A 12878-nucleotide genomic window follows, 5' to 3' on the forward strand; every position below is an offset into this window, starting at 1 on the left:
CCAAGCGCTCGCGCGTGGTGGACGATGGGTCACGGAGCGAAGGGGGCCACTCGTGGGAGAGAACGTGCCGGTACGCTGCCCGGCCTGCCGCCGGGCGCACGCCTACACACCGCCGGTATACCCGTGCGCCTGCGGGGCGCCCGTCGTCCCGCCCCTGCTCAGGGGCGCGCCCGCCGAGCCGATAACCCACCGCACCTGGACCGACGAATGGGTCACCGTCCGCTGCACGGCCTGCGGGCGCCAGGACCAGTGGCCCCAGCCCGAGCTCGGCTGCCCGTGCGGCACGGTGCTGCGCGTCCCGGTACGGCCGGTGACCTCCGTGCCGCCCACGCCACCGGGACCGCCGGCGCCCGACGACGGCCCGGCCGCGTCCTCCGGGGCCACCGCCTCCACGACCGGCGTCTCGACGGTGCCCGCGTCGACGGTGCCCGCGCACATACCGCTGCCCCGCACGGCCGCCGTACCGCGCCCCTCGTTCCGCCCGGTCACCATCCGCACCGCCCGCGACGCGGTCACCACGGCCGCGCTCTACCTGCGCTGGCTCGGCTTCCGCGATGTCGTCCAGCCCGATGAGCGGCCCGGGACCGTCATCGACCTGCGCGGCCCCGGCCTGGTCGCCCAGGTCGACCCGACGACCCGGCCCACCTCCCTGCGCGCGGTGGAGTGCCTGTGGCTGACCGGCCTGGCGGCGTCGGCGACGAGCGTGTCGTTCTCGCTGGCGGGGTACGAGGACAAGGCCCGCGCCCGCGCGGACGGGCTGCGGCTGCCACTGTTCGTCATGGACCTCACCGGCACCCCGCAACCCGTCAACAGCGCCGCCGACGAACTCGTCGCCCGGGGCGCGTAGCGGCAGAGCGGGCGCGCCCCGACCCCCTACCGCCGGCGCGGCGCCATCGCGCGCGCCTCGCCGCCGACCGTCACCGGGAAGGCGTCGGGATCTCGACGCGGGATGGGCTCACGCGAGGTCCCCCTCGGTGTACTCGGCCGCCGACCCCGCCGCCGTACGCTCACGCAGCTCGATCCGGCGGATCTTCCCCGACACGGTCTTGGGCAGCTCGGCGAACTCGATGCGGCGGATGCGCTTGTACGGGGCGAGGACGGCGCGCGAGTGCGCGAAGAGCGCCTTCGCGGTGTCGGGGCCGGGCTGCCAGCCATCGGCGAGGACGATGTAGGCCTTCGGCACGGCCAGCCGTACCGGGTCGGGCGCCGGGACGACCGCGGCCTCCGCCACCGCCTCGTGCTCCAGCAGCGCGCTCTCCAGCTCGAAGGGCGAGATCTTGTAGTCGGACGCCTTGAACACGTCGTCGGCCCGTCCGACGTACGTGAGGTATCCGTCGGCGTCCCGCGAGCCGATGTCACCGGTGCGGTAGTAGCCATCGGCCATCGCCTCGGCCGTACGCTCCGGGTCGCCGTGGTAGCCGGTCATCACGCCCACCGGGTCGGTGGACAGGTCAATGGCGATCTCGCCCTCGGCCGCGCCGGCTTTTCCGGTCACCGGGTCGAGCAGCTCCACCCGGAAACCCGGGCTCGGCCGGCCCATGGAGCCGGTCTTCAGCAACTGCCCGGGGCTGTTGGAGACCTGCACGGCCGTCTCGGTCTGGCCGAAGCCGTCCCGGATGGTCACCCCCCACGCGCGCCGCACGGTCTCGATGACCTCGGGGTTCAGCGGCTCACCGGCGGCGACGGCCTCCCTCGGCGGCGTACGCAGCGCCGACAGGTCCGCCTGGATCAGCATCCGCCACACAGTGGGCGGCGCACAGAAGCTGGTGACGCCGTGCCGGTCCATCTCGGCCATCAGGCGGGCCGCGTCGAAGCGCGCGTAGTTGTGGATGAAGACGGTCGCCTCGGCGTTCCAGGGAGCGAAGAGGTTGGACCAGGCGTGCTTGGCCCAGCCGGGCGAGGAGATGTTGAGGTGGACGTCGCCCGGCCGGAGCCCGATCCAGTACATCGTCGACAAGTGGCCGATGGGGTACGAGGTGTGCGTGTGCTCGACGAGTTTGGGGCGGGCGGTGGTGCCGGAGGTGAAGTACAGCATGAGGGGGTCGTCGGCGTGCGTCGGCCCGTCGGGCGTGAACTCCTCGGGCTCGGCGTAGGCGTCCTCGTACGCGATCCAGCCGTCCGCCGCGCCCCCGACGGCGATCCGGGTGTACTCCCCCGGTACGTCCGCGAACTTGGCCGCGTCCTCGGCGCGGACGATCACATGGCGGGCCCGGCCGCGCTCGACGCGGTCGGCGAGGTCGGCGGGCCCGAGCAGCGGCGTCGCGGGGATGACGACGGCCCGCAGCTTCATCGCGGCGAGCGCCGTCTCCCACAGCTCCACCTGGTTGCCGAGCATGACCACGATCCGGTCCCCGGCCCGTACCCCCAGCCGGCGCAGCCCGTTCGCGACCCGGCCGGAGCGGCCGCGCATCGCGGCGAAGCCGATACGCGCCTCGGTGCCGTCCTCCTCGACGATGTGCAGCGCGGTCGCGTCATTGCCCTCCGCGATCACGTCGAACCAGTCCAGCGCCCAGTTGCACTGCGCCGGCCGGGGCCACGCGAAGCCCTCGTACGCCGTCTCGTAGTCCTCCCGGTGCTCCAGCAGGAAGTCCCGGGCCGCCCGGAACGTCTCCGTCGCGTCGCTTTCCGACATATGGCCTCCTCATCGCGGCACCCGTCACCGGCATCGTGCAATCGCCGACCCAGGTCTCACTACCCCCGGACGGGGGCGAAGGAGCCGTGGAGCCGGTGGTGGCGGCCCGGCGGGCGGGCCTGTTGGCATGACCCGTGCGCCCGTAGGGTGTGGGGCATGGTGTCGACAGACCGGGTCCTCGCGTTCGCGGCCATGTCGGTGCTCGTGATCATGATCCCGGGTCCGAGCGTGCTGTTCGTGATCGGGCGCGCCCTCGCGCACGGCCGCCGTACGGCGATGGCGACGGTGCTCGGCAACGTCCTCGGTTCGTACGTCCTGGTGGTGGCCGTCGCTCTGGGGATCGGCGCGGCGGTCGAGCGGTCCGCGGCGGTGTTCCTGGCGGTGAAACTGGCGGGCGCGGCGTATCTGGTGTTCCTCGGGGTGCAGGCGTTGCGGCACCGCGAGGACATGAGGGCCGCCCTGCACCGTACGACCGCGACAGTGCCCGCGGCTCCGGCGCGCGGGGACCTGCGGACGGTGGTGGACGGCGTGGTGGTGGGCGTCACCAACCCGAAGGGCATCGTCTTCTTCGCGGCCGTACTGCCCCAGTTCGTGGACCACGCGGCGGGTGGGGTGGCGGCCCAGATGCTGCTGCTCGGCCTGATCCCGATCTGCATCGGCCTGGTCTCCGACACCCTGTGGGGCCTGGGCGCGGCCGCCGCCCGCGGCTGGTTCGCCCGCTCGGAGCGCCGCCTGTCGATGGTGGGCGGGGCGGGGGGCTTCGCGATGATCGGCCTGGGCGTGACGGTGGCGGCGACGGGCCGCGCGGACTGACCGCGGGGACTGCCCCGCGCGACTCACCGCACGGGCTGAGCGTGTGGATGGTGGAGCGCACGGTGACGATGCGCGCCACCTCACGGGCTTCCATCAGCCCGGACAGCTCCTCGGGCCGGAAGCCGTCGAGGCGGGCGGCGAGGGCGAAGTAGGGCGGTGTGGTGTTCTGCGCCTGGAGGCCGACGAGGTGCGCGACGGCGTGCTTCGCGGACATGGGGGTACGACGCAGCAGGAGCTGCCGTTCCAGGGTGGCGCGGTCGAGGGCGCGGGTGGAGAGCACCGGCTTCTTCTCGGAGACCATGCCGCGCACGCTACGCCGCCTGAGGACAGCGGCTGTCCGCAAAGTGGTCCGGTTCCTGCCATGCCGCCGCAAACCGGGGCGTATATGGTTCGACGCGGGAGGTGGAAGCCCTATGACGCTGCCCTCAAGGAAGCCCAACTGGCTCCGGCGTACGTCGCCGGCCGCGCCCACGGCCACCGCGCAGCCGCCCGCGGACGCGCCCGCCGCGCCGGGTCCGGAGCCGTCCCGGCACCGGGGCAGCGTCGTCCAGGCGTCCGTCTACCGGGACGGCCTCAAGGTGGCCTCCCCCGGCACGCTCGCCGAGACGTTCCGCCGGCTGCGTGAAGAGCCGGACGGCATGGCGTGGATAGGGCTGCACCGCCCCTCCGAGGCGGAACTCCTCTCCCTGGCCGCCGAGTTCAACCTGCACGAGCTGGCCGTCGAGGACGCGATGGAGGCCCACCAGCGCCCGAAGCTGGAACGGTACGGCGACACACTCTTCGTCGTGCTGCGCGCGGCCCGCTACCTCGACGCCCAGGAGGAGGTCGACTTCGGCGAGCTGCATGTCTTCCTCGGCGCGGACTTCCTCATCACGGTCCGCCACGGCGCGGCGCCGGACCTCTCCGCGGTGCGCCGCCGCATGGAGGAGACCCCGGAACTACTGGCCCTGGGTCCGGAGGCGGTGCTGTACGCGATCCTCGACGCGGTCGTCGACGGGTACGCGCCGGTGGTCGCCGGCGTACAGAACGACATCGACGAGATCGAGACGGAAGTCTTCCGCGGTGACCCCGAGGTGTCGCGCCGCATCTACGAACTCTCCCGCGAAATGGTCGAGTTCCAGCGCGCCACCCGCCCCCTGGTCGGCATGCTCCACTCCCTGATGGCGGGCTTCGCCAAATACGGCACGGACGAGGAACTCCAGCGCCACCTCCGCGACGTCGCCGACCACGTCACCCACACCAGCGAACGCGTGGACGGCTTCCGCCAGGCCCTCACCGAGATCCTGACCGTGAACACGACGCTGGTCACGCAGCAGCAGAACGCGGAGATGCGGGCGCTGGCGGAGGCGGGCTTCGAGCAGAACGAGGAGATCAAGAAGATCTCGTCCTGGGCGGCCATCTTGTTTGCACCCACACTCGTGGGAACCATCTACGGAATGAACTTCGACCATATGCCGGAGCTGCACTGGGTGTACGGCTACCCCTTCGCGATCCTGCTGATGGCAGTGGTGTGTACGAGCCTGTACGTCATCTTCAAGCGGCGGGACTGGCTGTAGCGAGCAGCCCTCGGGATGTCGATCAACTTCGCTTCTGCGAACGCTCCTGGAAGGCTATTTCGAGGCCCTGGGGAGAATCTGGGGAGAATGCGCCGCGCAAGGGAGGGGATCGTCGCTCCCCCACCTGCTGTTCGGTACCTCTCGCACGGCTCCGCTCCGGCCGCCCTGCCGCAGCCGCCCGTCACTAAGAGTGGCGCCGAACCGCCTGCGGCAGCCGCCGCAGATGCTGTTGACTGCTCAACGGGGCACCACGCACACCGGGAGGGCTGATTGGAGCCGAGAAGCGCCGCAGCGGCAGGGAAGGACTTCCCCTACACCGCACGTACGACGTGCTATATCGAGGTCCACGAGGACGGCACGGTGACACACGGAAACGACCGCGCCTCCTACGAGCGAGCAATGGCCGGCACGTCGCGCCTCTTCGCCGTCTGGCCCGGCGAGTGGTCGAGCCACCTGTTCGTGATCGACGACCTGAACGAGTACGCCAAGGCCCACGGGATCAAGCACGACGAGGAACGCACCGGCCTCAAGGACCACGTCCACGACGTTCGGTGGGAGAAGGATTCCTACGGCAACGACAACCCCCGAAGTCCCTACATCAGCATCCGCGTCTCGTTGGAATGCGGCTGCTCGATACACGACCTGAGCGCGTTCGCCGCCCAGATGAAGGACCAGCAAGGATGGGTCGTTGCGACGAGCGGCGGCTGGGGCAGCAGCAGCGGTCCCGAGGGAACGGCCACCGGGCAAGCGTGACGACGGACTCGCCCGCTTCGAGGATGATCGAGGCGTAGGTGTGTCGCAGGACGTGGAATCCGTCCTTGCGGGACGCCATCAGCGCTTCCCCGTCTCCCGCATGGGGATCACGCCGGCCTTCGCGAGTGCCGGCTTCCAGACATCGTTGTTGAAGATGTTCGCGCGGATCGCGTTGCCGTACGTCGTCGTCAGCACGAGGGGCAACGTCCGTGTCTCCCTCTCCAAGGGGCCGCCCCACGGCAACTCGACTTCAACGGCCGGGTACAGGAGGAAGTAGGCAGCCAGATCGGTCGCAACCGAACGGGGCATGTCCACGATACGCGTTTTCCCGCCCTTGGGAAGGGCGAAGTACAAGCGGCCGTTCAGCAGTTGGACCTGCCGACGTACGCGGATCAAACCACGCTCGAAGTCGACATCCTCCGGCGAGAGGCCAAAGACCTGTCCAGCACGTGCCAGCGCGGCGCCTGGTGGCGCAGGTCGTACGCAAGCTGGCGGCGCTCAGCGCCTGGGAGCCGTTCGCGAAGGCCCCAGGTCCGCTGAGGCTCGCGCCGTACGAAGGACTCGTCGGGATGCGGTCGGGCAGCTTCCGCGAGTACCGGGCGTACACCGTTACCTGGTCGGGCATCGCCTATCTGCTCGGTGCTGCGGCCCCTCATAACCCCCTCCGCTCCGCGCAGTTACGCACCCTCCCTCCTCTCCTGGCGGCCGCAGCGGTGCCGGGCCCGGCACCCTCGGAGCTGCCGCTGAGTGAGGTGGTGGCGCTGTCGTGGTCCTCCCGTCACGCGGCCACTTCGCTGCCGGTACTGGAGGAGCTGGCCAGGAACGGACACCCGAGCCTCGTGGTGGACCTGGCGACCGACCCGGCGGAGCGGTGCCCGGCTTCAGGAGTCGGGGGGGGTGACTCTGTGCTCGCCGCCGACCGGTCTCTTCGACCTCTCCGGCGCCGCGGACGGCCTGAGGCTGCCGGACGACGGCCGCGTCGTTCGGGTCGACGAGCACGAGGTTCAACTGGACCGGCTGCTCCGTCTCGTGTCCGTTACCGCGGCACCGATTCCGGACTGCCGCAGGGCGAAGGAGTACCTGCCCGATGACACACCTGACCGCCGACAGCGTCGCCGAGCTCTTCGTCGGCGCTGTCGCCCTCGCCAAGAGCGGCGAGAGTCGCCGCCGGCCTTCCACAGACCGTCCAGGAGGAGGTCGGCCTGAGCCTTGAGCCGGTGATACTGGAGACGAGCGGCGGGTGCACCCAGCCCTCGTGACAATCCGTAGTCCGGGCGGAGACGTGGCTGGACGGCGTCCTCACCGCAGCCCGGCCGCACACCGTTCTGGTCAGCAACGACACCAGCCCGCTGGGTGCACTGGCTGTACAGGTGGCAGAGCGCCATGGCGTGAATACGGTGCATGTCCAGCACGGGTCCTGGACAGCGGAGTCGGTCGCATGGCCCACGCTGCACAGCCGCGACATCGTCGTCATGGGTGAACGGGATCTTCCTCTCGCGAAGGCGTGGGTGCGCCACCCTGCCGCCGAGGTCCACGTCCTGGGCCAGCCCCGTTTCGACGCGCTCGCGGGCCTCAGCCGCGAAGCCCAGCGGCGCTACAGGTCCGAAGGGCTGGCAGGCCCACACCGCGATGCGGGCAGGGCCTCGCCGTGGGCTGGGCGACAGCAGATTCTCCAGGAGGACCAGGAAACGACGGTCCACTCAAGCACTGCAATCGAGTAGGAAGGACCGGCAGAGTGACATCAGTTCGGCTGGTCTGGGGCGCGGTGGGTTAGATCACCGGCGTGGGCAGCAGCACGGGAACCGGAACAGCCGGGCCTGGTTCCGGGTCGTGATCCCATCCGGGCGGGTCTGCCCACGTCCTGTCACCGGTCCCGCCTACACATAGCGTTCCGCCAACAGGGTTTGGACGTCGTTGTCTTCTGGCGTCCGGCTGCGGCAGGCCCGCTGGTATCTGCCGCAGCCGTGGTGCTCCGGAATGGTTAGAGGATGCCACCGAGCAGTCCGCCGCCGTAGCAGCTTCCGCCCTTGCCGTGGCCGTCCTTGCCGTGGCCGTCCTTGCCGTGGCCGTCCTTGCCGTGGCCGTCCTTGCCGTGGCCGTCCTTGCCGTGGCCCTTGTCGTCACAACCGCAGTCGTTGTTCCAGCGGCCGTGGTTCTTGCCGTCCTTGTCGTGGTGCTTCCAGCGGTCGTGGTGGCCGCGGTCGTCGTTGGTGTAGGCGGTCGCCGGAGCGGCCTGCGCGGTCGCGGTCATCGGTACGACGACGGTGGCGGCGGTCAGAGCGGCGATCGCCAGCAGACGGTGGGTGCGCTGTGCCATGGTTGTTCACCTCGCTGATTCACAAGCGGGCATTTCCCGCTTTTCGGACGATAGGGGGTGGTGTGGCGCCCCGCCACCCAAGTCCGCCAAGGGGGGCCGTGCGCTTCTGGTGCTGCTGACGGCAGCTCGGGCTTCACCATCCAGGCAGGCGTGGCCGACCACCAGGTTTCCCAGTTGGCGTGGGTCGCCAGTTGTGGCTGGGAGTGGGGTCTGTGAGCTTTGCGAAGAGGCGCAGACCCCACCCTCGAAGAGGCGGTTGAGGCCATTTGGCGTGCGGAGCATTCCCGCCCCATGACGGGTCGGTGCAGGACGCGCCTGTCAAGCGTGGGGTCGCAGGCGAACGGAAAGGTCCGGGATCGGTGACGAGCAGCAGCTGGAGACACCCGTTTGCCGCACAGGCGCCATGCATGGTGCGTGGGCATATCCGCACCTACGCACCGGGGTGTTGTTGTCGAACAGCCATTTCGACAGCTCGTTGCAGGCGTGCACCAGGTTGTCGAACCAGGCGCTGGTGCTGTGGTCGGCTTCCCAGACCGTGATGTGCACCACCAGTCCGGTGCTGGCCTGCCCGTCGAGAATCGTCCGCCCGCGGCCGGCGGTGGGGAAGTGGCGTGTCTGGCCTTCTTGCACCGCGCCGAACTCATCGGAGAAGTAGGCGGAGGCCGTGACCTTGTCGCTGGTGGCGGACGCCGTCCAGTACAGCTCATCGCGGCCGCTCAGCCCGTCGCCGACCTCACGCACGACCTGGAAGCTTTCCAGCTCCAGCCGCGCCCGAAACTGCGCCGAAGCCCGCTCCTCCGGTGCTTCCTGCACCGGCTCGCTTGGTCCGTCGCCGCCGCTCTCGCCGGTGTCGGTGCTGTGCGCGGAGGTGGGCGTCGGGGCGGTGTGCTGGAAGACGGTGACGCCCAAGCCGTACTGGCGGGTGCCCTGCTGGAACGCCGGGCTGTCCACTTCCGCGCCCGTCGCAATTAATTCCCGGCTGACGATCGCGGCGTTCGGCTGCGCCATGTGCTCCTGGGCGATCGGAGCGAAGTCGGCGTTCAGATTCGCCAGGCTGTACCCGGAGGAGGTGGGCCGGCTGGTGATGGCCTGCGGCACCACCCGCAGCGTGCCGAGATCGGTCACCGCCTCCCGGTACTCCCGACCCCAGTCCCGGATCTCCTCATCCCCCAGCGCCGCCCGCAGCACCGCCAGCAACCGGCCTTCCAAGTCGGTCGCCGTCTGCTGCTGCCGCAACCGGTCCGCCGCATGCAACGCCGCCCCGAACAGCACATAGCCTCTGTCGCCCGCCGCCAGCAGCCGCGCCGCCCGCGAATCAGTGCGCGTCCCGCGCAGCAGCGCCCGCAACCGCTCCAGCCGCTGCTCCGGAGTCGTGTCCCCAGCACCCATGAACATCCCGCCCTTGCCCGCCCGGGCCCCAGCGGCTGCTCCGTGTGGCGCTGACGGGTGGGTGCGCTAAATGCCGGGCCACACCCAGAGGCCGCGGCAGGCCCGGCCCGCTCGCTGCGAGCATTGGCCTGAGCCGGCTTGAGACCGTCGGCCTCGGCCATGCTGCCTCGGTGGACGATCAGTAGGAAGCACTGGCAGGACTGGGCAAGGCGACGGGAGGAGCGCCGGGCGGCGACGAAGGGCAAGCTGAAATTTGTCCCGCTCGGCTTCGGGGCGCGCCCCCGCCCATGCTGTCCCTCAGAACCTGCGCCCGATAGGCCCAAGGCGCCCCCGTCGCCCAGGGACCAGGTATAGCCGCTGACAGTGTCGAAGAGGGTCCGGCGGTGTGCCGGTGATTTCGAGCATGCCGCCAGCGACGAGACGCACCGGCCCCTCCCTCTTGGCACGCGCTGGCATGTGTGGCTCTCGCTCGCGGCGTACGGGCTCGGCGCTGGCAGATCTCAGGCGGTCGCCCGTGTGCCCGCCCTGCCTGGCCGATGCCGTGCATCACACCGGCGCTTGTCCGAGTGGCCCCTAGATCGCGGGGCTTTGAGTCGTGGAAAGGTTCAGATGTCGCAACGCAACACGGTCCTGCGCAGTCTGCACGATATCGGTCTGGCCGCTTGGTTCGGTGGTTCCCTGATGGGAGCCATCGGCGTGAACGGGGCCGCGAGGAAAATGGGCGGCGATGAGATGTTCGCCTCGCGTATCGCCAGCGCCGGCTGGGCCGCCTGGACACCCGTCAATGCAGCAGCGATCGGTGCCCACCTCATCGGCGGAGCCGGACTGTTGGGTGCGAACAGCGCACGGGTGGCCAACCAGCGCGGCGTGGGCGCCTCCACCGCAGCCAAGGCGGTGCTCACCGCTGCGGCGCTGGCTGCCACCGCCTACAGCCGTGTGGTGGGCAAGAAAGTGGAACTCGCCGCTTCCCTGGACCCCGAGGACGCCGAGACAGCCGCCGATCATCCGATCACGCTGGAACAGGCGCAGCGCCATCTCTCCCTGCTGCAGTGGGCGGTGCCCGCGCTGACCGCCGGCGTGCTGGTTCTCAACGCCCTGCACGGAGAGCAGCAGCGCCCCGAGCAGCAGCGGCTCGGGGCACTGCGCAGAGCGGCCTCGCCCCTCGTCATGGCCGGCGGCACCGGTCTCGCCGCCGTCCGCCGGGCCCGTGAGCACGGCATGCCGGGACGGCGCCGCGAAGTTGATGCGCGAGCCGGGCTGTCGGGGGACTGATGGACCGGCCGACCACCCGAATCGAAGCCGTCCACGCACGGTCGAGCACTTAGCCCTCGCCCGGCATCAGCGCAATCGCAGCCTTTCTCCAAGGCCCTTGGAACTCGAACCTGCCCCAGCCCCCTTACCCGACAGGGAGAAGCCTCATGGCCAAGGTCACGCAGCCGGTCACGGATGACAGCATCAAGGTGCGCCAGCTCAGCCACTATCAGTTCACCTGGGTCGCTGGCGGGCCCGGAGCTCCCGGCACGATCACCTTGCAATTGGTACTCGACCAGGGCGCGTGGGAAGAAGTGCTGACGGTCAATGCCGACGACGCGGACGTTCTGCAGGATCTGCTCGCCAACACGGAAACGGTCCACTACGACATCACTCGTCGCACCCTGATGTTCGGTGTCACCCCTGTCGGCAGCTGAAACCAGCCACGGCCGCAACTGCTCGCCCTGCCCTCTGCAGAAGAAACGAGGGCAGGGCGAGCGGCGTCATGCAGGCACCCGCCGGTCCCGGCCGCAAGGGGCCATGACCAAGGCGAGCCGTGGGGCGCGGTCGAGGAAGCCGCCCATGCCGACGGCACTGCTCACCCTGCTGTCCTGACATGACGGGAAACGAGCGGTTGGAGGATCTGGGGAGCGGTCTCGTACGGTGGCTGCCGAGGGGGCCGGTATCGAGGGCAAGAAGGTGGAGGGTGCCGGTGAACAGGCTGGTCATCACACCGGCAGTGGTCGAGCGGGACGCGGTATCGGTGGGCGACGCAGCGGCTCCTCGGCGAATGGGCGCACGGACAGGCGCGTTGGCCGCACAAGCATGGCGGTTGCGCCACTCACCATCGCGTGCCCCTCGACCCCTCAGATGCAGCAACCAAACGTAGCCACATGGTTCCACTCCGTTAAGGAGGGTAGGCGGGTTCTCACGGTTGGCCAGGGCCTGTGCCCAGGCAGTGGTTTCTGGCCAGGCAACGATGGGAGCCAGTTGTGGACAGAACCGTCGAAGCGCTGATTGACCGGGTCCAGGAACGCGGCGGCTACGCCGCGTGGCATGAGGCAGCCGGGGCGCTACAGAGTGTCCTTGAAATTCTGGGGGCACACCTTGTGGGCGACGACCGTAGCGATCTCGCGCGTCTGCTGCCACGTCAGTGCGTTCCGCTACTCACCGACGTGGCGCCGGCCAGTGAACCGCTGACGCCTTCGGCTTTCGTCGACGCTGTGGCCGCACGCGATGAGCTAGAGGTCGCGGCGGCTCGCCGGGCTGTCACCGCCGTGCTCTTCACGATCGCGGAAGTGGCCGACGATGCGCTGCTGCGTCGCATCCTCACCCAGTTGCCCCCAGGCCACGCTGTCTTGTTCGGCCGTAAGGAACCGGCGTGAACCGGCGCGGAGCGCGTGCTGCCTTCCCGTTGCGGGTAACGGAAAGTACAGGCAGACCAACGACCGGCAGCTCGTGATGGCGCGGACAGTTCTGCACCACAAGGCCGTGAAGGCACCGGATGGGAAGGCGGCCTCGGGTAAGCCCCTTGTGTCGCGGCGAGGTCGGGTGGTGGCCATACTGTTGGCCTTCGTCGGGACGGTGGCCTTCGCAGTGGTGCTGGCCCGGCTGACGCTGGAGCCCTCGGCCGCCTCCGTACCGTTCACACACAGCAACCTGCGCCCAGGGGACTCCATCCGCGATTATCTTTCGCAGCCGGCCTTTCGCGACACCATCAAGCAACTCGGCGGCAACATCGTGCTGGGCATCCCGTTCGGCGTGCTCCTGCCTGTGCTGGTCCCCCGCGCTCGCGGGCTCCTGCGCGTGGCAGCGGTCACCGCGCTGGTGATGCTGCTGGTCGAGCTCGTACAAGGCGCCCTCGTCACCGGGCGGGCCTTCGATATCGACGACGTCCTGCTCAACACGACAGGCGCCTTCCTGGGCTACCTGGTGATCGGTCGCCGACTCGGCCGCGCTGTACACCCCCGGCGCCACCACTGGTGGCACCGCTTCACCAAGCGACCCACCACTGCCGCCGACTGACAGGCGGGGACGTGACAGGCTACGGAAGATCAGTCGGTCGCCGGCCGGTAGACCGTGAGCCCTTCGGTCAGCTTGTCGAGGAGCGGGGCGGCTGGGGCGGGGACTACTTCGCCGTCGTACGCCATGTGGGTGCACTTGGGCA

12 protein-coding genes and 1 pseudogene are annotated in these 12878 nt (G+C 69.8%); 8 read left to right on the plus strand and 5 right to left on the minus strand.

Annotated elements, in window-relative coordinates:
- The first annotated feature begins 52 nt into the window (after positions 1-52).
- Positions 53-847, plus strand: coding sequence for a hypothetical protein (locus tag QWM81_RS21455; protein WP_290113826.1), 795 nt, complete (start codon positions 53-55; stop codon positions 845-847).
- A 108-nt stretch (positions 848-955) separates the two neighbouring features.
- Here QWM81_RS21455 and QWM81_RS21460 read toward each other — a convergent pair whose 3' ends face one another.
- Positions 956-2632 (minus strand): AMP-binding protein, encoded by a 1677-nt coding sequence (locus tag QWM81_RS21460; RefSeq protein ID WP_290113827.1) that lies wholly within the window; start codon positions 2630-2632, stop codon positions 956-958.
- Between the two features lie 156 nt (positions 2633-2788).
- Here QWM81_RS21460 and QWM81_RS21465 point away from each other — a divergent pair, with 156 nt between their 5' ends.
- Positions 2789-3445, plus strand: coding sequence for a LysE family translocator (locus tag QWM81_RS21465; RefSeq protein ID WP_290113828.1), 657 nt, complete (start codon positions 2789-2791; stop codon positions 3443-3445).
- Between the two features lie 40 nt (positions 3446-3485).
- Here QWM81_RS21465 and QWM81_RS21470 read toward each other — a convergent pair.
- Positions 3486-3746, minus strand: a pseudogene (locus QWM81_RS21470) (DNA glycosylase AlkZ-like family protein); the annotation flags it as partial.
- 112 nt (positions 3747-3858) lie between these two features.
- Between QWM81_RS21470 and QWM81_RS21475 the strand changes: the two are divergent.
- On the plus strand, positions 3859-5001 hold the full coding sequence (locus QWM81_RS21475; protein ID WP_290113829.1) for a magnesium and cobalt transport protein CorA: 1143 nt from the start codon (positions 3859-3861) through the stop codon (positions 4999-5001).
- 360 nt (positions 5002-5361) lie between these two features.
- Positions 5362-5754, plus strand: coding sequence for a hypothetical protein (locus QWM81_RS21480; protein WP_290113830.1), 393 nt, complete (start codon positions 5362-5364; stop codon positions 5752-5754).
- Positions 5755-5832: 78 nt separating this feature from the next.
- Here QWM81_RS21480 and QWM81_RS21485 read toward each other — a convergent pair whose 3' ends face one another.
- The 3 genes from QWM81_RS21485 to QWM81_RS21495 all read right to left on the minus strand — a co-directional run bounded on the left by QWM81_RS21485 (position 5833) and on the right by QWM81_RS21495 (position 9460).
- On the minus strand, positions 5833-6150 hold the full coding sequence (locus QWM81_RS21485) for a site-specific integrase (RefSeq protein WP_290113831.1): 318 nt from the start codon (positions 6148-6150) through the stop codon (positions 5833-5835).
- 1585 nt (positions 6151-7735) lie between these two features.
- A complete protein-coding gene (locus QWM81_RS21490) occupies positions 7736-8071 on the minus strand; it encodes a hypothetical protein (RefSeq protein ID WP_290113832.1) in 336 nt (111 codons plus the stop codon).
- A 318-nt stretch (positions 8072-8389) separates the two neighbouring features.
- Positions 8390-9460 carry a hypothetical protein gene (locus QWM81_RS21495; RefSeq protein ID WP_290113835.1) on the minus strand — a complete coding sequence of 357 codons (1071 nt, stop codon included), beginning with the start codon at positions 9458-9460 and terminating at the stop codon, positions 8390-8392.
- A gap of 609 nt (positions 9461-10069) precedes the next feature.
- Here QWM81_RS21495 and QWM81_RS21500 point away from each other — a divergent pair.
- From QWM81_RS21500 to QWM81_RS21515, 4 genes are all read left to right on the plus strand, one after another.
- Positions 10070-10732, plus strand: coding sequence for a hypothetical protein (locus tag QWM81_RS21500; RefSeq protein ID WP_290113837.1), 663 nt, complete (start codon positions 10070-10072; stop codon positions 10730-10732).
- Positions 10733-10878: 146 nt separating this feature from the next.
- Positions 10879-11148, plus strand: coding sequence for a hypothetical protein (locus QWM81_RS21505; RefSeq protein WP_290113839.1), 270 nt, complete (start codon positions 10879-10881; stop codon positions 11146-11148).
- Between the two features lie 555 nt (positions 11149-11703).
- Positions 11704-12096, plus strand: coding sequence for a DUF2267 domain-containing protein (locus QWM81_RS21510; protein ID WP_290113841.1), 393 nt, complete (start codon positions 11704-11706; stop codon positions 12094-12096).
- A gap of 76 nt (positions 12097-12172) precedes the next feature.
- A complete protein-coding gene (locus QWM81_RS21515) occupies positions 12173-12736 on the plus strand; it encodes a VanZ family protein (RefSeq protein ID WP_290113843.1) in 564 nt (187 codons plus the stop codon).
- The last annotated feature ends 142 nt before the right edge of the window (positions 12737-12878 follow it).

This window comes from Streptomyces ficellus, assembly GCF_030406405.1.
GTDB classification, from domain to species: Bacteria; Actinomycetota; Actinomycetes; order Streptomycetales; family Streptomycetaceae; genus Streptomyces; species Streptomyces ficellus_B.